At 67.5% G+C, this 21,286-nt stretch carries 23 protein-coding genes; 8 read left to right on the top strand and 15 right to left on the bottom strand.

Translation table 11 applies throughout. From position 1 onward, the window contains the following. The first annotated feature begins 33 nt into the window (after window positions 1-33). Together ASG64_RS06875 and ASG64_RS06870 are read left to right on the top strand one after the other, a co-directional pair. A complete protein-coding gene (locus ASG64_RS06875) occupies window positions 34-1,038 on the top strand; it encodes a DUF1839 family protein (protein ID WP_442971117.1) in 1,005 nt (334 codons plus the stop codon). Further along, window positions 1,035-3,452, top strand: a complete 2,418-nt coding sequence (locus tag ASG64_RS06870; protein ID WP_156388272.1) for a glycosyl hydrolase 2 galactose-binding domain-containing protein — start codon at window positions 1,035-1,037, stop codon at window positions 3,450-3,452. Before ASG64_RS06875 ends, ASG64_RS06870 begins: the two co-directional genes overlap by 4 nt. On the opposite strand, the gene ASG64_RS06865 is transcribed toward ASG64_RS06870, so the two are convergent. From ASG64_RS06865 to ASG64_RS06815, 11 genes are all read right to left on the bottom strand, one after another. Continuing rightward, entirely contained in the window at window positions 3,438-4,382 is a 945-nt protein-coding gene (locus ASG64_RS06865) for an amino acid--[acyl-carrier-protein] ligase (RefSeq protein ID WP_056072842.1), read from the bottom strand. The two genes, ASG64_RS06870 and ASG64_RS06865, sit on opposite strands and share 15 nt — an antisense overlap. A 2-nt stretch (window positions 4,383-4,384) precedes the next feature. Then, complete coding sequence (locus tag ASG64_RS06860; protein ID WP_056072839.1) at window positions 4,385-5,569, bottom strand: acyl-CoA dehydrogenase family protein; 1,185 nt, start codon at window positions 5,567-5,569, stop codon at window positions 4,385-4,387. Window positions 5,570-5,574: 5 nt separating this feature from the next. Then, window positions 5,575-5,829: an acyl carrier protein gene (locus ASG64_RS06855; RefSeq protein WP_056071379.1), complete on the bottom strand. Its 255-nt coding sequence runs from the start codon at window positions 5,827-5,829 to the stop codon at window positions 5,575-5,577. A 156-nt stretch (window positions 5,830-5,985) separates the two neighbouring features. Further along, window positions 5,986-7,248 carry a YibE/F family protein gene (locus ASG64_RS06850; protein WP_056071377.1) on the bottom strand — a complete coding sequence of 421 codons (1,263 nt, stop codon included), beginning with the start codon at window positions 7,246-7,248 and terminating at the stop codon, window positions 5,986-5,988. A 368-nt stretch (window positions 7,249-7,616) separates the two neighbouring features. Next, window positions 7,617-8,615: an adenosine deaminase gene (add, locus tag ASG64_RS06845; protein WP_056071374.1), complete on the bottom strand. Its 999-nt coding sequence runs from the start codon at window positions 8,613-8,615 to the stop codon at window positions 7,617-7,619. Next, window positions 8,612-9,871, bottom strand: coding sequence for a pyridoxal phosphate-dependent aminotransferase (locus tag ASG64_RS06840; RefSeq protein ID WP_042575873.1), 1,260 nt, complete (start codon window positions 9,869-9,871; stop codon window positions 8,612-8,614). The genes add and ASG64_RS06840 overlap by 4 nt, the downstream gene beginning before the upstream one ends. A 66-nt stretch (window positions 9,872-9,937) precedes the next feature. Continuing rightward, on the bottom strand, window positions 9,938-10,585 hold the full coding sequence (locus ASG64_RS06835; protein ID WP_056071371.1) for a hypothetical protein: 648 nt from the start codon (window positions 10,583-10,585) through the stop codon (window positions 9,938-9,940). After that, window positions 10,582-11,169 carry a hypothetical protein gene (locus ASG64_RS06830; protein WP_042575871.1) on the bottom strand — a complete coding sequence of 196 codons (588 nt, stop codon included), beginning with the start codon at window positions 11,167-11,169 and terminating at the stop codon, window positions 10,582-10,584. Before ASG64_RS06830 ends, ASG64_RS06835 begins: the two co-directional genes overlap by 4 nt. A gap of 28 nt (window positions 11,170-11,197) precedes the next feature. Next, window positions 11,198-11,470 carry a DUF4235 domain-containing protein gene (locus ASG64_RS06825; RefSeq protein WP_042575870.1) on the bottom strand — a complete coding sequence of 91 codons (273 nt, stop codon included), beginning with the start codon at window positions 11,468-11,470 and terminating at the stop codon, window positions 11,198-11,200. After that, window positions 11,467-11,838, bottom strand: coding sequence for a DUF3618 domain-containing protein (locus ASG64_RS06820; RefSeq protein ID WP_042575869.1), 372 nt, complete (start codon window positions 11,836-11,838; stop codon window positions 11,467-11,469). The genes ASG64_RS06825 and ASG64_RS06820 overlap by 4 nt, the downstream gene beginning before the upstream one ends. Further along, the gene (locus ASG64_RS06815) at window positions 11,835-12,281 is read right to left on the bottom strand and encodes a phage holin family protein (protein WP_042575868.1); all 447 of its coding nucleotides are present in this window, start codon (window positions 12,279-12,281) and stop codon (window positions 11,835-11,837) included. Before ASG64_RS06815 ends, ASG64_RS06820 begins: the two co-directional genes overlap by 4 nt. A 155-nt stretch (window positions 12,282-12,436) precedes the next feature. Here ASG64_RS06815 and ASG64_RS21775 point away from each other — a divergent pair, with 155 nt between their 5' ends. Both ASG64_RS21775 and ASG64_RS06810 read left to right on the top strand, forming a co-directional pair. Then, a complete protein-coding gene (locus ASG64_RS21775) occupies window positions 12,437-12,607 on the top strand; it encodes a DUF2613 domain-containing protein (protein WP_162245366.1) in 171 nt (56 codons plus the stop codon). Window positions 12,608-12,612: 5 nt separating this feature from the next. After that, window positions 12,613-13,632: a DUF3068 domain-containing protein gene (locus ASG64_RS06810; protein WP_162245517.1), complete on the top strand. Its 1,020-nt coding sequence runs from the start codon at window positions 12,613-12,615 to the stop codon at window positions 13,630-13,632. On the opposite strand, the gene galK is transcribed toward ASG64_RS06810, so the two are convergent. Genes galK through ASG64_RS06795 form a run of 3 tightly spaced genes read right to left on the bottom strand, consistent with a single transcriptional unit; the run spans window position 13,547 to window position 16,691 of the window. Then, window positions 13,547-14,755, bottom strand: a complete 1,209-nt coding sequence (galK, locus tag ASG64_RS06805; RefSeq protein WP_082043210.1) for a galactokinase — start codon at window positions 14,753-14,755, stop codon at window positions 13,547-13,549. The two genes, ASG64_RS06810 and galK, sit on opposite strands and share 86 nt — an antisense overlap. Then, window positions 14,752-15,906, bottom strand: coding sequence for a galactose-1-phosphate uridylyltransferase (galT, locus tag ASG64_RS06800; protein WP_056071366.1), 1,155 nt, complete (start codon window positions 15,904-15,906; stop codon window positions 14,752-14,754). The genes galK and galT overlap by 4 nt, the downstream gene beginning before the upstream one ends. Further along, entirely contained in the window at window positions 15,903-16,691 is a 789-nt protein-coding gene (locus ASG64_RS06795; RefSeq protein WP_056071363.1) for a DeoR/GlpR family DNA-binding transcription regulator, read from the bottom strand. Before ASG64_RS06795 ends, galT begins: the two co-directional genes overlap by 4 nt. A gap of 130 nt (window positions 16,692-16,821) precedes the next feature. On the opposite strand from ASG64_RS06795, the gene ASG64_RS06790 reads away from it, so the two are divergent. The 4 genes from ASG64_RS06790 (at window position 16,822) to ASG64_RS06775 (ending at window position 19,720) form a co-directional block, all read left to right on the top strand. Beyond that, window positions 16,822-17,508 carry an SOS response-associated peptidase gene (locus tag ASG64_RS06790; RefSeq protein ID WP_056071360.1) on the top strand — a complete coding sequence of 229 codons (687 nt, stop codon included), beginning with the start codon at window positions 16,822-16,824 and terminating at the stop codon, window positions 17,506-17,508. 69 nt (window positions 17,509-17,577) lie between these two features. Beyond that, complete coding sequence (gene pnuC / locus ASG64_RS06785; RefSeq protein WP_056071357.1) at window positions 17,578-18,207, top strand: nicotinamide riboside transporter PnuC; 630 nt, start codon at window positions 17,578-17,580, stop codon at window positions 18,205-18,207. After that, the gene (locus ASG64_RS06780) at window positions 18,204-19,256 is read left to right on the top strand and encodes an AAA family ATPase (RefSeq protein WP_235579510.1); all 1,053 of its coding nucleotides are present in this window, start codon (window positions 18,204-18,206) and stop codon (window positions 19,254-19,256) included. Before pnuC ends, ASG64_RS06780 begins: the two co-directional genes overlap by 4 nt. Next, window positions 19,253-19,720 (top strand): SRPBCC family protein, encoded by a 468-nt coding sequence (locus ASG64_RS06775; RefSeq protein ID WP_056071354.1) that lies wholly within the window; start codon window positions 19,253-19,255, stop codon window positions 19,718-19,720. The genes ASG64_RS06780 and ASG64_RS06775 overlap by 4 nt, the downstream gene beginning before the upstream one ends. A 382-nt stretch (window positions 19,721-20,102) precedes the next feature. Here the strand turns inward: ASG64_RS06775 and ASG64_RS06770 are convergent, their stop codons facing one another. Next, window positions 20,103-21,023 (bottom strand): type IV toxin-antitoxin system AbiEi family antitoxin domain-containing protein, encoded by a 921-nt coding sequence (locus tag ASG64_RS06770; RefSeq protein WP_082518158.1) that lies wholly within the window; start codon window positions 21,021-21,023, stop codon window positions 20,103-20,105. Window positions 21,024-21,286: the final 263 nt, after the last annotated feature.

Here is a 21,286-nt window from a genome sequence, read left to right as displayed (position 1 = left end):
GGGACCAGCTCGGCGACGTCAGAAGGAGAAGCAGTGACGGTGAACCTTTCGGCCACCCCGGTGGGCGGGTCGCCCTTGCCCGCGACTCTCGACCCGGCGACGTACCGCTCCCATGCGCTGCACTCGTCCGACCGCACGTGGTCCGAGACCAACTGCTACGTCGACCTGTGGATCGAACTGCTGCACGCGATGGGCGCAGATCCGACGCCCGCGCTCGCCTTCGCTCTCAGTGCGGGCTTCGACGGCCGCCAGTGGGACTTCGTGAAGTTCCAACCGGAGGACCTGCGACTGCTGTACGGCATCGACGTCGCCGAGATGAACATCTGGAAGCCCTTCGGCGAGCACCTCGTCGAGAACATGCACGACGGCGTGCTCAGCACCGTCGAGATCGACGCGTTCTACCTCCCGGACACCGACGGCACCAGCTACGGCCGCGAGCACACCAAGACCACCATCGTGCCGACGACCATCGACACGGATGCACGGCGACTCGACTACTTCCACAACGCGGGGTTGTTCCGCCTCGAGGGAGACGACTTCGACGGCGCGCTCGCGCGGTCCCTCCCGCCCGGCGCGGTCGCTCTGCCGCCCTACGTCGAGCGGATCCTCGTCGACCGCGACGCGCTGGCAGCGGGACCCGAGGTGGACGACCACGATCTCGATGTCGTGCGCTCGCATCTGGCGCGCGCCGATCGCGGGAACCCGGTGGAGCGTCTCGGTCGGCGTGTCATCGAGGACGTCGCACTGGTGCGCGAATCCGGTCCGGACTTCTTCCACCTCTGGTCCTTCGGCACTCTCCGGCAATGCGGATCGACCGCCGAACTCGCCGCCGATCTGGCCGAGTACCTCGAACGCCGCGGAGTCGTCGGAGCGGCGGCCGCAGCTGAACCGTTCCGGGCCGTCGCGTCGGGCGCCAAGTCGGTGCAGTTCCGCATGGCACGCGCCGCCCGCGGACGCGAGGTCGACGTCAGCGAGTCGGTCGCAGCGATGGCAACGGCCTGGCAGACGGGGATGGACAAGGTACGTTCGGCGCTGTGACCGAGCCCCTCGATCTGCTGGCAGATGCTCGCTGGAACCTTCGAGGGACCGCACCGGGTGCAGTCGAGGGTCCTGATCAGCTGATCGACAGCGGTGAGGCTCGTGACGCTGTGGTGCCCGGGACAGTCGGGGGAGTCCTCCGAGCGGCGGGGGTCTCGTACGACGACCTCGATGACCAGGACTGGTGGTTCGACACCGTCGTGACCGTGCCCGACGGCGTCGAGTCGGTCCGTCTGCACCTCGACGGTCTGGCCACGATGTCGGAGGTGTGGATCGACGGCCGACTGTCGGCCACCAGCGAGTCGATGTTCGTACCGCTGGTCGTCTCCGCGCAGGTGTCGGGCACGATGTCGATCGCTCTCTGCTTCCGCTCGCTGAATCGTGCACTGAAGAAGCGGCGCCCGCGCGGGCGCTGGCGATCGTCGATGGTGTCGGCGCAAGGCCTGCGGTGGATACGCACCTCCATGCTGGGACGAGCGCCGGTGTTCACGGGTGCGCCGGCACCAGTCGGTCCGTGGCGGGCGGTGCGGTGTCTTCCCGTCGACGACACGGTGCTCGCTGTCCGTGGTTCCGTCGTCGACGACACGTGCGTCGTGCACGTCGTGGGTTCGGGCCCGCCGAACGCGCCGGTACGGATCACGCTGGGCGACAGTCGTTTCGACGTCGTCTCCGACGCCGACGGTCGGATCGACCACACGATCGACGTCGGACGCAGGCAGCGATGGTGGCCGCACACCCACGGCACCCCGGTCCTGCACCCCGTCACGGCCACTGTCGGAACTCGCGTCATCGAATCGCTCGTCGGCTTCCGCTCCGGTGAACTGCGGGGCACCACGCTGCATGTCAACGGCGTACCGATCTTCTGCCGCGGCGGATGCTGGGTTCCGCTCGACCCGGTCTCCCTGCAGAACGATCCGCAGCAGCTGCGCGACACCCTGCAATCCGTCGTCGACGCCGGCCTCAACATGGTCCGCATCACGGGAACGATGGTCTACGAGAGCGCCCAATTCCACTCCCTCTGTGCGGAACTGGGCATCATGGTGTGGCAGGACGTCATGCTGGCCACCGTCGACCCACCCGAGGACGAGGACTTCCACGCGTCCGTCGTGGCCGAGGTCCGTTCCCTCCTGGACACCGCCGTCGGACCGTCGCTGATGGTGCTCAGTGGTGGCAGCGAGACGTACCAGCAGCCCACGATGCTGGGCCTCGGTGCGGACGAGTCGCGGATGCCGTTGCTCGACAGTGTGATTCCGGAGTCGATACGCGACCGTCCCGACATCGCCTACGTTCCGTCGACGCCGTCCGGCGGCGACCTGGCGACCCACGTCGGATCGGGCTTCGCCCACTACTTCGGTGTCGGTGGCTATCTCAGGCCGCTCTCCGACGTGCGGACGGCGCGAGTGCGGTTCGCCGCGGAGTGCCTGGCGTTCTCGGTACCGCCGGAGCGACGCATCGTCGACACGGTGTTCGGATCCGCGCATCCCGCCGGGCACGACCCGCGGTGGAAGGCGACGGTGCCGCGCGATCGTGGATCCTCCTGGGACTTCGAAGACGTGCGAGATCACTACGTGCGCACCCTCTTCGGGGTGGAGCCCTCACTGGTACGGCGCGACGATCCCGAGCGGTATCTCGATCTGGGGCGGGCAGCTGTGTGCGAGGCGGTGACGCATACCATGGGTTACTGGAGGCGGCCGGATTCGGAGTGCGGGGGAGCGCTGGTGCTCACGCTGCGCGACCTCGAACCGGGCGCCGGTTGGGGCTTCACCGACAGTGACGGTGGGCCCAAGGCGCCCTGGTTCGCGTTGGCGCGCGCCGCTGCACCGACCACAGTTCTGGTCAGCGACGAGGGCATGGACGGACTACGGCTCGACGTCCTGCACGACGGTGCGGAACCGTTCTCCGGCACGCTCACCGTGAGGGCCTACTTACGTACCGGAGTCGTTGCCGCCGAGGGAAGCAGAGCGATCGAACTGGACGCCCACTCGGCGGTGGCGACCACCGCCGATGGTGTGGTCGGGCGGTTCACCGACATGACGCACGCCCACCGATTCGGTGCCCGCACGTTCGACAGCGTCGGCGTCGAGCTCGCGGGCGACGACGGCGTCGTCACCGAGACCGTGGTTCTGACCGAGAGCGGTCTGTTGCCGCTGCAGAACTCGGTGGGACTGTCCGCAGTGGCGACAGCGAACGATGACGGGCGATGGACGCTGACGGTGTCCTGTACCGACACCGCGCAGTACGTGTGCGTCGACGTCGACGGTTTCAGACCGTCGGACTCGTGGTTCCACCTGGCCCCTGGAACGTCTCGCGCCCTGACGTTGCTGCCGCACGCGACCGCCACGACCCCGAGGGGCCATGTGCGAGCGGTGAACAGCATCGCCAGGGCGACGGTGACCGTGTCAGGACAGGCGTAGAGCGCCCGGCCAGCGAGAGGTGTCGAGTCCGTGCGTGCGAAGCATGGCCAGAGCGATGCGCTCCATACCGAACCCGACACAGGCGCTGTGTGCCTCTGATCCGTCGGCGGTCTCGATGTCGAAGGTGTGTCCGAAGTGGTCGCGGTGGCAGTTGCACGACACCACCGCGGTGCCCTCGTCCAAATCACCGTAGAGGCGGACGACGAGCTCGGTCTTCAGGTTCTCGTTGCGCTGGTTCGCGGCGAGCATGCGGCCGGCGCGGCCGAAGAACGGATCGTTGGCGATGACGGGCGACGAGTCGAGACCCAGTTCGGTCAGGACCGTCTGTCCGCGATCGATCCACGACTCACGGTGCTCGACGGCCTGGTCGGGGGTGCCGACCTGGACGAACTCGTGCATGCGGAACGCCTGCATGCGTGCGGGATCCACGGCGGGCTCGTGGCGGAAGCAGTATCCGTAGACGTCGAGCATGGTGCCCTCGGCGGGCAGCGCACCCGTCAACATCGAGTAGGCGGGGTGGCACGCGGCGGAGACCAGCATGGTTCCTGCCGACTCGAGCCAGTGATCCCAGTCCTGACCCTCGGACCGCGCGGCGAGAAGCTCCGCGTGCGCCTTGTTGTCACCGGAGAAGGTGTTGATCGCACCGGTCAGATTGGGGAACGACGCGATGTAGTCCGTCTTCTCGAACGCATCGCGGGGGAACACGGGCGGAAAGCGGAAGCGCTGCAACTTGTTTCCGTGCGCAGCCCGGCCGGCAGCTTTGACCCGCTCGTCGATCAGGTCGATGATGTCCTCGAACTCACCGGAGCGGCCGTACAGGCCGTCGAGGGAGCTGGGGACCAGGAGTCCGGCAGCGACGAGCTGGTCGCGGAAATCCGACCGGGCCTGGTCGAGGTCGGACACGGTCTTGCGGTCGAGTGTGTCGGTCATGATCACAGCCCCTTGTAGACGAGAGACAGCTGAGCATTGTGGTTCAGGATCCGCTCGTTGCTCACCATGATCGCGGAGCCGTGCGAATCGCGGAGGTGGCGGCTCATGCGGAGCTCGCTGTCCTCGCGGTAGCCGGCGATGCCGCAGATGAGCAGCGCCCGAGCGACGATGTCGATCAGCAGATCGGACGCCGTGACCTTCACGTTGTTGATGGACAGCGCGAAGCCGATGGCACCGAGCGCGGCCGGGTCGTCACTGATGGCGTCGAACTTGGCGCCGGCGGTGAAGACGGTGTCGGACAGCTGCTGGTGCACGACGAGGAGCTCGGCGAGACGAGCGGCCGACGGCGGAGTGACGCCGGGTGTCTTGCGTGCCAGCTTCTGCACGGACTTGCGTGCCTTGCGCACGGCGGCGTCGGCGATACCGAGCCACGCGCCTCCCCACAGGACGTGGGCGGTCGGCAGCATCGTCTGTGCCGAGATGTCGCTGTAGGTGGCGGGGACGACCCACTCCGCGGAACCGGATGCACGGAGCATGAATCCGGGGCTGCAGGTGCCGCGGAAGCCCATCGTGTCCCAGGTGCCGGTCTTCTGCAGCGTGACGTCCTCACGGAGACACGCGACGAGAACCTGGTCGCTGGGGGCGCTCTCGGGAGAACGACGCGCAGTCGCGAGGACCACGTCGGCGTACTCGCCGTAGGAGATGACGGGAGCGTTCTTGGTCAGCGTGTAGCGGTCGCCCTCGTACTCGACGGCGCAGCTGCTCGAGCGGACGTCGCCGCCGATGTTGATCTCCGTCGTGGCGGACGCGACCAGCGGCTGGTCCGTCACCATCGACGCGAGGAAGTCGCGGATGACCGGCGACTCGAGGCCGTGACGCGAGAGCGACATGACCTGGGTGTGGTGCATCGCGAAGATCATGGCGGTGGACGCGCATTCACCACCGAGGGCGCGGGAGACCGTCGCCAACTCGGTGAGTGTCATTCCGGCACCACCGAGAGACTTGGGCACCGACGCCGACAGCAGTCCGGCGGCCCGCAGGGCCTGGACCGACTCGGCGGGGAAGCGGCCTTCGCGGTCGACCAGTTCGGCATTGCTGCGAACCACGGCGAGCACTTCGTCCAGGGGCATCAGGTCGAGACCGACGGCCTGTGCTGGAGATGTCTGGGGAGCTTCGAGTGTCGTCATCGCGATCACGCCAGCTCTGCGACAGCGTTGGCGATGGCGGTGACGCTGGCGAAGGTCGTCTTCTGGAGCAGACGGTCGGGGAACTCGACATCGAATTCGTCTTCGAGAGCGATCATGACGTTCACACTCGCGTGTGACGTGAGCCCCGCGTCGTACAGATCGGCGTCGTCGCTGACGCTCGTGATCTCGACGGGAAGCTTTCCGTACTTGCCGAGTACCTCACGGATACGGTCGACGTCCTCTGCGGCCAGAGTGTTCATTTTGTGTGTCCTCACATAGTCGTCGCGTTCTGCGAATATGCATCAAACAAACGCGCAGGTTCCCGAACCCTCCAAAACAATACATGAGAATGTTTTGTAGCACCACCGCATACCTCATGGTGACTCGCTGTGATGTTTCCCGAACGCGAATACTGCTCAGCGGGCGGAGTGCCGACCCGACCGCTCGGTCGCTGTCGAACGGCCACGAGGAGGCCTGGCCAGCATCACGGCGATGGCCGTTGTGAGAGGTACCGACAGCGCGAGTGCCGTGCCGCCGACACAGGAGCGCACGATCTCGATGGCCACCGCGTCGCCGGTGAGCACGTTGCTGATCGAGCGCCCCGCGACGCTGAACAGCAGAAGCAGCGGCAGAGCGCCGCCGGCGTAGGCGAGGACCAGGGTGTAGACGGTGCTGGCGATGTGGTCGCGTCCCACCCGCATCGCCGACGTGAAGATCGACCGCCGGGACGCGCCCGGATCGAGCTCGGCGAGCTCGAACGCGGCGGACGCCTGGGTGATGGTGACGTCGTTCAGCACACCCAGTGAGCCGATGATGAAGCCGGCCAACAGGAGCCCGGTGATGCTCACATGGTCCAGATACGCCTGGACATCGGTGTTCTGTTCCTCCGACAGTCCGGTCACCTTGGTCAGACGGATCGCCGCTTCGGACAGTCCAGCGGCCACGCCCATGGACACGACGGTGCCCAGCAGTGCCGAGCTGGTGCGCAGATTGAGGCCGTGCGCGAGATAGAGGACGCCGTAGAGGATGACGGTGCCGCCCACGACGGCCACCAGGATGGCGGACTTGCCGTCGAGGATCGCGGGGAGCACGAACGTCACCAGGACACCGAGCGCGAGGCCGAGGCCCAGCAACGCACGAAGTCCTCGCCATCGGGCCACGACGCAGATGACGACGGCGAAGATCGCCACGACCAGCAGCAGCGGTGTGGTCCGCGAGTAGTCGTCGAATCCGTAGATCGCGGTGCCGCTGTCGTCGGTGCCTCGCACCAGGCGGATCTCCTCGCCGACACGCAGGTCGGGGGTGCCCGGCCCGGGCGTCACCTCCAGCAGTGTCCTGGTGCCCTCGTTCACGCCGGTGTCGATGGAGACAATGCTGCGATTGCAGTCGAAGCCGGACACGGTCGGGGGAGTCGGCGATCCGGTGAAGACCCGTCCGTTCGAGGAGCTGCCGCACGGTCCGATGTCCTGGGAGACCACGGTGCCGTATTCCGTGGCGACGACGCCGCCGGCAGCGCTCTGGAACGGGGCGGGCACCTCGACGGTGCGATCACTGGGCCACAGCAGCACCACGCCGATGGCGGCCGCGATACCGACGACGACGAGGATTCCGACGACCAGACGCGCAGCGACCTTGCCGATCGGTGCGGGAGCGGAACTGTGTCCGTGGCCGTGACTCACGTGGCAACCCTAGTTGCCGGGGCGAGGTGAGAGCGCCTCGCGCGGCTCGACGAAAGCGGGTGGCGGGGAAGCAGGGGGGGTGTCCCCCGCCACCGACCGAGCGGCCCACCGGGGGGGTGGGGGGCCGATCGGCGCTTTCGGAACCCCGAAGGGCTCATGTACGAACATACCCGCCCGGAGGCGCTGAGATGGTCACGGGGTTGCAAATAGAGTCCGAAAAGTTGTGTGCCGTCACACATCGTGGTGTATGACACTGCGGGTCACACTATCGGCGGGCCTGATATCGCCGCGGCGCTCCCGCTGACGTTCCGGGTTCTCGTAGGCGTTGCAGCATCCGCGGGAACCGGAAACGTCCGCGGGAACCGGGCCTACACCTCCACCGCGGCGATCTCCGCCCGCAGCTGCCGCTTCAATTCCGCGTCCGCATACGACGCGTCGACCCCCGCCAGGGCGAGTGATCGCAACCCCTCGGTATCCACGCCCATCGAGTGCGCCGCCAGGTACTCCCCTGTCAGATCGGTGCCGAACATCGACGGGTCGTCACTGTTGAGAGTCACGACGAGGCCGGCGTCGATCATGGCCGGCAGCGGGTGCACGTCCAGCGACTCGACCACTCGGGTGCGGATGTTGGAGGTGGGGGAGACGTCGAGCGGAATCCGGTGCTCGACCAGATGCGCCACCAACCTCTCGTCCTGCATCGCGGCGATGCCGTGGCCGATACGCGCCGCACCCAGATCGTTCAGCGCAGACCACATGTGGCCGGGTCCGCCGGTCTCGCCCGCGTGGGGCAACGACGTCAGGCCCGCGGACCGCGCCCGGGCGAACACGTCGGCGAACTCGCCGCGGGGCACCTCGATGCCGCCGATGCCGAACCCGACGATCGACTCGGTCCGGTGGGCGAGCACCGCGTCGAGCGTCCGCTCCGCGGCATCGACGCCGAAGTCGCCGGGGAAGTCGGGGATCCACGCCGCGACGATGCCGCTGTCGGCCTCCGCGCGGCGGCGACCCTCCTCGATGCCCTCGAAGACCACGGCGGCGTCGACTCCGCGCATGAGGTGGCCGAACAGGCTCACGTGCATCTCGGTGTACCGCACGTTGTGCGCCGCGAGTGCCGTCAGGCTGTCGTATGCGAGGCGGGCGAAGTCCTCGGGATCACGCAGCACGCCGATCGACGTCAGATACACCTCGATGAAATGCGCGAAGTCCCGGAACTCGAACCACTCCCGCAGCGCGTCCTCGGTACGGGGGATCGCCTCGACGTCGTGCTTGTCGGCCAACGCCTTCAGCGTGCTCGGCCACATCGATCCCTCGAGGTGGACGTGCAACTCGACCTTCGGCAGCGCCTCGACGAACGCCCTGACGGTCACTGCCGGTACGACGACAGGAAGTTGCCGAACCGCTCGATTGCCGTGCGCAGATCGCGGGCCCACGGCAGCGTGACGATGCGCAGATGGTCGTGGTCGGGCCAGTTGAAGCCCGTGCCCTGCACCACCAGGATCTTCTCTTGCAGCAGCAGGTCCTGGACCAGCTTCTCGTCACTGTGGATCTCGTGGACCTCGGGGTCCAGGCGTGGGAACGCGTAGAGCGCCCCGCGTGGCTTCACGCAGCTGACACCGGGAATCGCGTTGAGACCGTTCCACGCCACATCGCGCTGCTCGAGCAGACGACCGCCGGGCAGAATGAGGTCGTTGATGCTCTGGTGTCCGCCGAGTGCGACCTGAATGGCATGCTGCGCAGGCACATTCGGGCACAGGCGTGTCGACGCCAGCAGGTTGATGCCCTCGAGGAATCCGGCGGCGTGGTCCTTCGGCCCGGTGATGGCGAGCCATCCGGCGCGGTACCCGGCCACACGGTAGGCCTTGGACAGGCCGTTGAAGGTCAGGCACAGCAGGTCGGGAGCCATCGTCGCCATCGAGACGTGCTGCGCGCCGTCGTAGAGGATCTTGTCGTAGATCTCGTCGGCCAGCAGCAGCAGACTGTGCTTGCGCGCCAGCGCGGCGATGCCGCGGAGCACCTCTTTCGAATACACCGCGCCCGTCGGGTTGTTCGGGTTGATCACCAGCAGCGCCTTGGTGCGGTCGGTGATCTTCGATTCGATGTCGGCGAGGTCGGGGTTCCAGTCGTTCTCCTCGTCGCAGCGGTAGTGCACCGCCTTGCCGCCGGAGAGCGTGGTCATCGCCGTCCACAGGGGGTAGTCGGGCGCCGGGATCAGCACCTCGTCGCCGTCGTCGAGCAGCGCCTGCATCGTCATCGTGATCAGCTCGGACACGCCGTTGCCGAGGTAGATGTCGTCGACATCGAGGAACGGGAAGCCGTCGACCAGCTCGTACCGGGTGGCGATGGCGCGCCTCGCCGACATGATGCCCTTGGACTCGGAGTAGCCCTGCGCCGTGGGAAGCGCGGCGATCATGTCGCGCACGATCACGTCGGGAGCTTCGAAGCCGAACGGCGCCGGGTTGCCGATGTTGAGCTTCAGAATGCGGTGGCCCTCGGCCTCGAGGCGCGCGGCGTGGGCGTGGACCGGCCCACGGATCTCGTAGAGAACGTTCTGCAGCTTGACGGACTGCTCGAGACGCCGGTGCACGCGAGGAGGAGACGCTTCTGATGTGCTCACGTCTGCCATCGTCTCACTGCGCGGCGGATCCAGTGGTCTGCCCCCGAGCAGTCCACTGGATCCTGGCGGTCTTTCTCAGGTGTCCTTCGACGCTTCCACGACGTCGGCGAGCCGCTCGGCGTCGTCTCGCGCCTCGTCCGCGGACTCCAACTTCTCCGTCGCGTCCTCGATCTCGTCGGTGCGCGGGGCCTTCGCCTCTTCTTCGCGACGCTCGACCTCGGACAGCTTCGCCTGGCGCTCGGCTTCGGCGGCGGAGATGCGCTTGTCGGCGATGTCGTCGGCGCGCGACTTGCGATCTTCGAGGCGTGCGGTCGCCTGCTTGCCGGCCTGCACCTTCGCGTCGATCTCGGTCTCGGCCGCGTCGTCGATCTTCTCCTCGGCGGTGCTGCGTGCCTTCTTCGCACGTGCCGACGCCTCGTCGACCTTGCGCTGCGATTCCCTCGTGGCCTCGGCGCGCTTCTCACGGGCCTGGGCCTCGAGACGCGCGGCCTTCTCCAGATCGGCTGCCGCGCTGCGCATCTTCTGTCCGCGCTGGGCCAATTCCTCGTCACCGAGGAGTGCGCCGACCGTTCCGTCGACACCGCCCATAATCTGCTGGTACGTCGCGCGGATGGGGCCCTCGGCGTCGAGTCGACTGATCACGGTCGCCTCGAGCGCCTGCAACGGGAGGCGGGCGATGGAGTACTGCAGTCGCAGGACGCGACGGGGTAGGGACAAGCTCACGAGTTCTCCTCCGTGTCGGTAGCGGCGTCGGCGCGGACTTCCTGCTCGGCCTCCGCGGCGCGGCGCCGGGCTTCGGCGGCTTCCTGCTCGAGTCGATCGGCGTCGTCGAGCGACTCCTGGTAGTCGTCGCGTGCGGCAGAGATTTCGTCGGCGGCCTTCGCCTCTTCGTCACGACGCTCCGCGGTCGCCTCGGCGATGCGTCGCTCGGACTGTGCCTCGGCGGACACCCGTCCCTGCTCCGCATCCTTCATGGCGTCGGCCTGCGCGGTCTGGTGGGCGCGCAGACGGTCGTTCTGTGCTGCTGCCTCGGCGGCGTCGGTCCTGTCCTCGACGGACTGGCGTGCGACCTCGGCCTCGGCTTCGGTCTCGGCGATGTCCTGCTGCGCTTCCTCGATCTCGAGTGCTGCGGCGGTCTCGGTGGCTTCGGCGTCGCGTCGACGCTCGACCTCGGCCTGCTCGAGTCGCCCGCGGTCGGCGAGTTCGTCGTTGTTGGTCACCGCGCCGGCTACTTCCTTGGCACGGCCCTTGATCTTGTCGACGAAGTCACTGCGCGCCTCGGAGGCGGCACCCTGGTTCTCGGTCACGTACGGCTCCTGTTCGTCGTCATGTGGGTCATTTGGGGTTCTCGTTGGCCAGCGCCCGGAAGCCCTTGGCGCCTGCGCGGTCCACGCCGGCCTTGACCAGCCCGTACACGACCCCATGCAGGGCTGCGGCGATCAAGACCTCGCGGTTGCTGCGCGAGAGGTCCTTCGGATCGGGCATTTCGGCGTCGTTCTTGCCGACGCGCTTGTAGATCTGGTTGAAGATCTGCCCGGCGACCAGGCCGCCGACGATGCTCGTGGCCAGGGAGAGCGGCTTGTAGAAGGCCTTCGACGTGCTGGTCATCGGCCGGCCAGGATGTCGATGACGCTCTGCTGCGCGACGGCCTTGCGGGCGCGACGACGGCGGACGAGCGCGACCAGCACGACGGCGAGTACGGCACCGGCGAGCGACGCGCCGGCGGTCTGCGGGTTCTGCTTCACCTTCGTGGCGCCGTCCTGGGCCACGGCCTGCACCTTCGCGGTGGTCTCCTGAGCGACTTCCTGGACCTTGGCCGTCGTGTCCTGCGCAGCCGCGGACACGCGGGCGGGGACGTCGACCTTGGCGGCGAGAGCCTCGACGGTCTCGGCGAGTTCCTCACGCTGCTGCTCGACGGGTGTGTCGACGTCGGCCTCGGTGCGCAAGAGGTGTTTGGGTTCGTGCTGCTCTGTCATGAGTGTGCCTTCCTGGCGTTCTGAACGGTCTGGACGTCGCGCTGCACGCTCGCCACCGTCGCCTCGGGTGCCGGCGGCACCGCTTTCTTGGCCTTCGTCGCACCGGTCTTGGCCAGGACTGCGCCGACCAGGAGCAGCACGGCCGCCACGATCAGAGCCGACAGCCACGGCGCGAGCACCGTGGCGAGTCCGAGGACCGCGGTGGCCACGAGAGTGGCGAGCCCGAGGAACAGCAGCAGCGCTCCTGCGCCCGAGATGCCGATTCCGACGCCGAGCTTGGTTCCCTTCGACTTCACCTCGTCGAGTGCGTTACCTACTTCGGTACGGACCAGGGTGCTGACCTGCTGCGTCAACCGCTCGACCAACTGCACCGTCGAGAGATCGGACGCGGCCGGGGACGGCGCGCGGTCCGTGGCCGGGGGATGTCCCGTGGATTCGTTCATGCCGCGGGAGTTACCCGCCGCCCACCCTGCTGAAACTGTGCGGTCCAGGCCGACGACCCGTACTCGCTGACCGTTCACAACAGTCAACGGTCGGGATGGGCCTGTCCGAAATGGGACAGTTGGGCTCTACAAGATCCTCGGGGGGACTGAAGCAGATGAACAACGTCGTAGTACCGGCGCTGGCCAGTGTGGTCGTGGGCGGTGTCCTGTCCTTCGCGGCGGTCGTGGGCATCACGATGTCGGCCGAGCAGAACGCCAGGCCCGACACGGTGTCCGCGGACATCGCCACCACGGTGCAGAACGACGTCCAGTACGGGACCAGGTGACCGGCGTGCGGAAGTTCCTGGTCGCCGGGTGCGCGTTCCTGGCTGTCGCCGCCGCGGGATCGGTCGCCGCGGTCATGATCCCGACCTACGTGCAGGACAAGTTGGCTGTCACGCCTCTCGATATCCGCAGCAGCATCGTGGCCTCCACCCCGGACGGGCAGGGCGGCGACGTGCTGGACACGTCGACGATCGCCAGCGCCGGCCCGCTCGAGGTGTCGACGGGCGTTCCGCTCGAACTGCGTCGCCTCATCACGGTCGAGGAACCCAGTGACGCCGACAAGATGACGTTCCAGGCATCGGTGACGGTGAGCCGCGGTGATCGCGATCCCGGCCTGTTGACGGCGTCGGTGGACCGGGTGACCATCGACCGACGGACCGCCGTGCCGGTCGAACCTGCAGGGTCGATCCAGACCGCGGCGAATGCGCAAGCCGTGCCGTTGCCGCGCACCGGCTTCCAACACCGCTTCCCGTTCGGGACCGAGCAGAAGACCTACCCGGTGTACGACGCGACGGCATGGACCACGTTCCCCGCGGAGTTCGTCGAAGCGATCGACATCGACGGGGTCGAGATCTACCACTTCCGGTCGACCGTCGTGAACCAGGATCTGTCCCTGACGACGCAGTCGCCGATCAACACGGTCACCCTCCCCGCGTCGAAGTGGGGTCTCGAGGGCGACGCGCCGATCACGATGAAGCGGTACTACTCCAACACCCGCGAGATCTACGTCGAGCCTCGCAGCGGTGGCCTGGTCGGTGGCCAGGAGCAGCCGTTCCAGTACTTCGCCCGCGACGCCGCGGTGCCCGAGGTGACCATCCTGAAGGCGTCGTTGTCGCTGAGCGAGGAGAGCCAGGCCGAGCAGATCGCGCGTGCCGGGGACTCGGTCGACAAGCTCGAGTGGATCGACCGCGGGCCGATCATCCTGTGGACGGTGGCTGGAGTCAGTCTCGTGGTGGGACTGATTCTGCTGGTGGCGGCGTCGCGCCGCCCTCGTGGCGACGCGCCGAATCCGACGGGTCAGCGGTAAGGAACGACGGTGTGGGCAGGCCGGATCGTGCTGCCGCATCGGTGATCGCAGCAGCAACCGCGTCCACCTGATCGAGAGATACCAGCGCGATGGCGGACCCCCCGAACCCGCCCCCGATCATGCGCGACCCGAAGGCGCCCGCGTCGAGCGCGGCGTCGACGGCACTGTCGAGTTCCGGGGAACTGACCTCGTAGTCGTCGCGCAGAGATCGGTGCGACGCGGTCAGCAGGGTGCCCAGTGCTGCGAGGTCGACGGTGCCGTCGAGCAGGTCCACCGCCTGCTCGACGCGTCGGATCTCGCTGGTGACATGTCGAACTCGTGCCGCGGTGGTGGGATCGGTCATGGCTGCGGACGCGGTGTCGGGGTCGAGTCCACGCAGCGTCGTCACGCCGAGGTCGGCGCATGCCTTCTCGATGGATGCGCGGCGGGCACCGTACTGACCGTCGACGAGGCGGTGGGGGGCGTTGGTGTCGACGACGAGGACCTGTGCGTCCACTGCCGCGAGATCCAGGGGGATCTGTCGGGTGCTCCCGTCGAGACAATCCAGCAGTAGAGCGTGGCCGGCTCGGGCGAACATCGCCACCGCCTGATCCATGCCCCCGGTGGACGCCCCGGCGATCTCGTTCTCGGCGCGAATGCTGGCCTGCACCAATGCCTGTCGGTCCACGTCCAGGTCGAACAGGTCGTGCAGGGCCAGCGCGACCGAACATTCCAGTGCGGCCGAGCTGGACAGGCCGGAGCCCAGCGGGACCGACGAGTGCACGGCGATGTCCGCCCCGTCGGTGATGCCGAGCGCCCACGCGACACCCGCGACGTACGCAGCCCATCCGGCCGGAGATCCGGGGGCGATAGCCGACAGCCTGACGCCCCAATGTTCGTTCGACGCGGTCGAGGCGCCGCGGAGGACTCCGTCGTCGCGGCGACGCACCGCCACCGCGGTGACGTACGGAAGCGCGAAGGGCAGAACGAGTCCGCCGGCATAATCGACGTGCTCACCGATCAGATTGACACGTCCGGGTGCTATCCAGACGCCGTCGGGCTCCGTGCCGAACGTCGTGCGGAACTGCGCAACGGCTCCGTCGGCGAGGTCGTTCTCGGCCACCACCGGCACCCACGCGGTCACGGGTGCACCTCGCGGAGTCGGTCCGCGATCTTCTCCGGTGTCGTGTCGTTGATCCACGCGCCCATCGCCGATTCCGATCCGGCGAGGAACTTCATCCGGCCCGGCGAGCGCATCATCGAGAACAACTGCAGGTGAAGGCGTCCGAGGTCGCGGTCCTCGCCGACAGGAGCCTGATGCCACGCCGCGATGTACGGCACCTCGTCCACGCCGTCGAAGAAGTTGTCCACCGAGCGCAGGAGGTCGCGGTACACGTGCGCCAACGAGTCCCGCTCGGCAACGGTGAGTGCGGCGAGGTCGGGGACGTCGCGCCGCGGTGCCAGGTGGATCTCGAGCGGCCAGCGCGACGCCGCCGGAACGTAGGCCACCCAGTGCTCGGTGTCGACGACGATCCTTCTGCCCGAACGCAGTTCGGCATCCAGAACGTCTGTCAGCAGCTTGCGGCCCGTGCGCTCTGCGTGCAGCTTCGACTGGCGCATCATGGCGTCGGTACGCGGGGGGAGGTACGGATACGCGTAGATCTGGCCGTGCGGGTGGGTCAGCGTCACGCCGATCTCCTTGCCCCGGTTCTCGAAACAGAACACCTGGCGCACACCCGGGAGCGCCGACAAGGCCTCGGTGCGATCCGCCCACACGTCGACGATGGTCCGCACCCGATGCGGATCGAGCGAGGCGAAGGACGCGTCGGGATCACTGGCGAAGCACACGACCTCGCAGCGCCCGGTTCCTGCGGCCAGCGGCCACAGCTCCTCACCGTCCACCGACGATGGAAGGTGTTGCGCCGCAGCGGACTGCGCGAGCGACGGGAATCTGTTCTCGAACACCACGACGTCGTAGTCCGATGCGGGAATCTCCGTCGGAGGATGGCCCGGCCGGCTGGGTGCGAGAGGGGATTCGTCGGGCGGGGGCAGGAACGTCCGGTCCATCCGCTGCGCGGCGATGACGACCCAGTCGCCCGTCAGGACGTCGAAACGCATCTGCGACAACGACTCCGACGTCGGTAGGGGGCGGGTGTCCACCAGATCCCTGGTCAGCTCGCCGGAGACGTACGGTTCCGAGTCGTCGAAATAGAGCAGTTCGCGGCCGTCGGACAGGATGGTGCTGGTCTTGCGTACCGCGTGGCGTGCGGGTGCCGACGGGTCGTGCGTGGTCATCGGACGCTCTTTTCTTCGACAGTGGATCCGGCGATGACGACGTCGTCGACGGCATCGTTCAGGGCCTCGCGTGCACCCTGGTCGAGGCCGGCGTCGGTGACGAAGACGTCGACACGGGAGAGGGGAACGGTGTTCGCGAGTGCGCGCACGCCCCATTTGGTGTGGTCGGCGACGACGATCACGCGCCGGGACGACGCGACCAGTGCCCGATTGGTCTGTGCCTCCATCAGATTGGGGCTCGTGAGCCCCGACTCCACGTCCACCCCGTGAGTGCCGAGGAACAGCAGATCGAGATGGATCCCGGCGAGTGCGTCGACGGTCAGGGGGCCGACCAGTGACTGCGACGGTGTGCGCTCGCCCCCGGTGAGCAGGACCGTGCGGCCGGCGGCATGGAACAGATCGGCCACGGGGAGCGAGTTGGTGACGATCGTCAGGTCGGCGACATCCAGCAGCTCCTGCGCGACGGCATGAGTGGTGGTGCCCCCCGAGATGCCGACGGAGGTACCCGGCCGGACGTAGCGGGCGGCGGCGCGGGCGATCGCCGTCTTGGCATCACGATCGAGCTCGGACTTGGCGGAGAACCCGGGCTCGTAGACGCTGGCGGTTCGGGGGAGTGTGACCCCACCGTGCACTCGCTCGACGAGACCGCGCGTGACCAGTTCGTTCACGTCGCGACGGATGGTCATGTCCGACACCGACAATTCGACGCCCAGGTCGGCGACCTTGACGGCGCCGCGCCGCGTCACCTCGTCGAGGATGCTCTGCTGCCGTTGGTGCGCGAGCATCACGGCGTCCGCGCTGTTTGCATCGACACAGCATCTCACACGAGTCAACAATTTCGAACAGAAACGGACTCGTGTGGGTTCGACTCGATCGAGGCGCCGAGGTGTCGGTGACCCGGGGCAGAATCGGACCATGTGCGGTAGATACGCGAGTACCCGGTCCGACGACGACCTCTCGTCCATCTTCGACGCTGCTGTGGCGCTCGGTGAGGCCCCGGAACCGTCGTACAACGTGGCGCCCACCGATCCGGTGCGCATCGTCCTCGAGCGAGGGGAGGAGGCGCGGCAACTCCGAACCGTTCGCTGGGGTCTGATCCCGTCGTGGGCCAAGGATCGCAAGATCGCGAGCCGGCTGATCAACGCGCGATCCGAGACCATCACCGAGAAGCCGGCCTTCCGGAAGGCCGCGGCGAAGCGACGCTGCCTCGTGCCGGCCGACGGATACTACGAGTGGGAGAAGCGGGAGGGCAAGAAGGTGCCGCACTTCCTCCACACCGACGGCGTTCTCGCGATGGCGGGTCTGTACGAGCTGTGGCCCGACCCCGAACTCGCGGACGACGATCCCGGCAAATGGGTGTGGACCACGACTGTGCTCACCACGACGGCCACCGACGAGCTGGGGCACATCCACGACCGGTCGCCCGTCGTGGTCCCTGCAGACATGCGTGATGCGTGGTTGGACCCGACGCTGACCGATCAGGGCGCGGTCGCGGACCTGGTCCAGTCGATTCCCGAGCCGCATCTGTCCCCGTACGAGGTGAGCACGGCCGTCAACAGCGTGCGCAACAACGGGCCGCAGTTGCTCGAGCCGGTGGCCTGAGCGGGCCGCGTGTTGCACTTGGAGCATTTCTGCGCCATGCTTAGCGCAAATCGTAGCTAAGGAGGCGTCATGTCGTTGATCGAGTGGCTCGGATCCACCGCGTTCGTGTCGTTCGGGGCACCGACGTCCTGGGTCGAGGTCGTCGGATTCGTCACCGGCGCAACCTGCGTCGTCCTGGTCGCACGGCAGTCGGTGTGGAACTGGCCCATCGGCATCGCCAACAACCTCGCCTTCGTCCTGCTCTTCTTCGGCGCCGGGCTGTTCGCCGACGCGGCGCTGCAGTTCGTCTACATCGCTCTCGCACTCTCCGGCTGGGTTCTGTGGGTCGGCGGCGGAACGCGGGGGCCGCTGGTGGTCACCTCCACCAGCCGTCGGGAATGGTGGTGGCTCGGCGTCGTCGGAGTGATCGCGACGGTGGCCATGACGTGGTTCCTCGACACCGCGACGACGTCGGTCGTGCCGTTCTGGGATGCGGTGACCACCGTGCTGTCACTGCTGGCGACGTGGGGGCAGGTGACCAAGCGCCGCGAATCCTGGTGGCTGTGGATCGCGGCGGACGTCGTCTACGTGCCGCTCTACCTCTACAAGGATCTGATCCTGACCGGCGTTCTGTACCTCGGCTTCATCGGACTGTGCGTTGCCGGACTGTCGGCGTGGACGCGGTCTATGACCGACGACCGGGTCGAGGTGGCGGCGTGACGCACGCTCTGATCATCGGCAAGTTCTACCCGCCGCACGCCGGCCACCACGCGATGGTCCGCTTCGCCGCCACGCTGGCGGAGCGCGTGACCGTCGTGGTGATGTCCGCGTCGGTGGAGTCGGTGTCTTTGCAGAACCGCGTCGCCTGGATGACCGAATCGCATGCGTGCGACGAGTCGGTCACCATCACCGGCATCGTGTGCGACGCACCGATCGACCACACGTCCCGCGCCGTGTGGGCGGCGCAGGTGGCGTGCATGCGTGCAGCTGTCGGGAACGAGCCCGTCGATGTGGTGGTCACCAGCGAGCCGTACGGCGAAGAACTGGCGCGGTGGTTCGACGCTCGACACGTGCCGTTCGATCTGCCGCGCACCGGCTTTCCCGTGTCCGGGACGTCGTGTCGTGCCGATCTCGCTGCTTCGTGGAGGTGCCTCGATGCGCCCGCCAGAGCGGGTCTCACGACGCGCATCGTCGTGGTGGGTTCCGAATCGACGGGCACCACCACTGTTGCCGGTGCCTTGACTACACACTTTCGGCAGCGATGGCCGGACACCGAGTGCGTCGACGAGTTCGGGCGGAAGGACACCGTCGACAAGTGTGCGGAGGTCGGTTCCGTCGACGACATCGTCTGGACCGGTGACGACTTCGCCCGCATCGCCCGCACCCAGGCTGCTCACGAGGAGGCGGCAGCGCGGCGTGGATCGCCCGTATTGATCTGCGACACCGACGCCTTCGCGACGACGGTGTGGGAGCGCCGCTACCTCGGCGTCGACTCGCATCGGGCCGTTGCCGACGACCGACACGCCCTGTACTTGGTGACCGATCACCACGGAGTTCCGTTCGTGCAGGACGGCATTCGTGACGGCGAGCATGTCCGCGCCGAGATGACCGGGTGGTTCCTGGACGCGCTCACCCGATCCCGACGCTCGTGGGTGCTGCTCACCGGCAGCCACGAGGAGCGTCTCGAGCTGGGCACTCGGGCGGCGGAGCAGGAACTTCGGCGGCGCACTACTTTCGCTGCACCGCTCGGCGGCATACTCGAGGCATGACAGCACTCGAGCATTCCGACTCCACCGTGATCGCCGCATCGGCCGACGCCGTGTACGCCCTCGTCTCCGACGTCACACGGACCGGCGAGTGGAGCCCGATCTGCCAGGAGTGCTGGTGGAACGACGGCGGCAGCGCCGACGTGGTCGGGTCCACCTTCACCGGGCGCAACGTCACTGCCGACCGAACGTGGGAGACGTTCTCCACCGTTGCCGTCGCCATCCCGGGCACCGAGTTCGCCTGGCTCGTCGGAGATTCGTTCGTGCGGTGGGGGTACACACTCGAGGCGATCGACGACGATTCGACGCAGCTCACCGAATCGTGGCTCTTCACCGAGCAGGGGATCGACTACTTCCACACGAAGTTCGGTGATCGTGCGCAGGAGGAGATCGAGATCCGCCGCACCGCGGCGCTCGACGGGATACCGCGCACACTCGCTGCGATCAAGGCGATCGCGGAGTCCTGACGGAAGCGTTGCCGGCCTGCAGGGGGTGTGCACACCTGTTGTGGTGAGCGCACACCCTTCGCTGCAGGCTGTAGGTGGTGTGCGCTCCACGCAGGGGGTGTGTGCACCTGTTCCAGCAGGGCGAACGCGCTGCAGGGGGTGTGCACTCTGCCGGCGCCGGGCTGCAGCGTGTGTGCACACGTGTTGTGGTGAGCGCGCACCCTTCGCTGCAGGCTGTAGGTGGTGTGCGCTCCACGCAGGGGGTGTGCGCACCTGTTCCAGCAGGGCGCACGCGCGTCCGGGGTGTGCGAGCTGCGGCTGCTCGGCGCCGGCCTGCAGGGGGTGTGCACACGTGTTGTGGTGGGCGCACACCCTTCGCTGCAGGCTGTAGAGGGTGTGCGGTTCATGCAGGAGGTGTGTGGTTGCGGTCGAGTGCCCGCTGCATGCGCTCGATGACGACGTTCGGCGTCGCCAAGTCCTGCCACGTCCAGCGCACTACCTCGTAGCCCGCGCCGCGCAGTGCATCTTCGCGGAGCTTCTCGCGCCAGAGCACGTCGGCCGGAGTCTCGCCGGTCGGGACGAGTCGGCCATACTTGACGCGCCCGTCGAACTCGCCGATCACGTTCGTGCCGTCCACCGAGAAGTCGACACGATAGGAAGCGTTGTCGCAGTTAATGACTCGCTGCGTCGAAATCGCGAAACCTGCAGCGCGTAGCAGCACGCGACTGCGTGACTCACCGACACTCTCGGACCCGGCATCCATGAACAGCGCGACGCGGTGCGCTCTCGCATGGCCGCTACGGGTGGGGCGTCGAGCGAGTATCTCCTCGACCTGCGTACCCGTCACTCCGAGTCGACGTGCCGCATCGTCCGCAGAACAGACTGCTTCGTCGAACGGCAAGCAACAGGCTAGATCGGCGATGGTGCGGCTCACGGTAGTCGAGCGGAACCCCGCCGCGTCGGTGACCTCGTCCGCGTCATAGGGCGACGCGTGAACGTGACGCACGCGGCCCGTACGACCACCTGTCCGCCGGTTGCGCGTCATGTGAACTGCGGAGAGCGGCACGTTCCACAGGTCGATACCGTGAGCGATCGCCGCCGACACGTGGCTCAGCACTGTGTCGGGCGCCGGGTTGCCTGTCGTCAGCATCGCGCGGGCCAAGAGGAGGTGGCGTTCCTGTTCTGAGAGGTTAGCGATGTCGTCCGAGCTGGCGTAGGCCCCGCGTCGCAAACGTGTGAGATCTCCGGTTCGGCACATGCGCCGCAGTTCGGAATCCGTGTAGCCCTGAGCCAATGCCTCCGAGCGAGAGGTTATGCGCGCCATCGGTCGATCGTTGCCGACGTGGACCTGGCCGAACGGTGCTCGAGCGGCAGCTGTGGATGGCCAGCACCCCTGTGGATGAGTGGTGCGCACACCCCTTACGTGAAGCGAACACCTGTTGCAGCGTGCTGGAGAGGGTGTGCGGTTGATGCAAGGGGTGTTTGGTGGGGGCCGCACGCATCGGCCGGCGTCCGTTCACGTGCACATGGTCGCCGCGTGCATCGACCGGCTGCAGAGTGTGTGCACACCTCTGCCGTGAAGCGAAC

Source organism: Rhodococcus sp. Leaf247, assembly GCF_001426185.1.
Lineage (GTDB): Bacteria > Actinomycetota > Actinomycetes > Mycobacteriales > Mycobacteriaceae > Rhodococcoides.
This window is presented reverse-complemented; position numbering and strand designations above follow the sequence as displayed.

Excerpts from the sequence above, each read along its gene's own strand:
- ASG64_RS06865 (WP_056072842.1), bottom strand. The coding sequence starts at position 4,382 with ATGACCGACACACTCGACCGCAAGACCGTGTCCGACCTCGACCAGGCC.
- ASG64_RS06860 (WP_056072839.1), bottom strand. The coding sequence starts at position 5,569 with ATGACGACACTCGAAGCTCCCCAGACATCTCCAGCACAGGCCGTCGGT.
- ASG64_RS06855 (WP_056071379.1), bottom strand. The coding sequence starts at position 5,829 with ATGAACACTCTGGCCGCAGAGGACGTCGACCGTATCCGTGAGGTACTC.
- ASG64_RS06840 (WP_042575873.1), bottom strand. The coding sequence starts at position 9,871 with ATGGCAGACGTGAGCACATCAGAAGCGTCTCCTCCTCGCGTGCACCGG.
- ASG64_RS06825 (WP_042575870.1), bottom strand. The coding sequence starts at position 11,470 with ATGACCAGCACGTCGAAGGCCTTCTACAAGCCGCTCTCCCTGGCCACG.
- ASG64_RS06820 (WP_042575869.1), bottom strand. The coding sequence starts at position 11,838 with ATGACAGAGCAGCACGAACCCAAACACCTCTTGCGCACCGAGGCCGAC.
- ASG64_RS06815 (WP_042575868.1), bottom strand. The coding sequence starts at position 12,281 with ATGAACGAATCCACGGGACATCCCCCGGCCACGGACCGCGCGCCGTCC.
- ASG64_RS21775 (WP_162245366.1), top strand. The coding sequence starts at position 12,437 with ATGAACAACGTCGTAGTACCGGCGCTGGCCAGTGTGGTCGTGGGCGGT.
- galT (WP_056071366.1), bottom strand. The coding sequence starts at position 15,906 with ATGACCACGCACGACCCGTCGGCACCCGCACGCCACGCGGTACGCAAG.
- ASG64_RS06795 (WP_056071363.1), bottom strand. The coding sequence starts at position 16,691 with ATGCTCGCGCACCAACGGCAGCAGAGCATCCTCGACGAGGTGACGCGG.
- ASG64_RS06790 (WP_056071360.1), top strand. The coding sequence starts at position 16,822 with ATGTGCGGTAGATACGCGAGTACCCGGTCCGACGACGACCTCTCGTCC.
- pnuC (WP_056071357.1), top strand. The coding sequence starts at position 17,578 with ATGTCGTTGATCGAGTGGCTCGGATCCACCGCGTTCGTGTCGTTCGGG.
- ASG64_RS06775 (WP_056071354.1), top strand. The coding sequence starts at position 19,253 with ATGACAGCACTCGAGCATTCCGACTCCACCGTGATCGCCGCATCGGCC.
- ASG64_RS06770 (WP_082518158.1), bottom strand. The coding sequence starts at position 21,023 with ATGGCGCGCATAACCTCTCGCTCGGAGGCATTGGCTCAGGGCTACACG.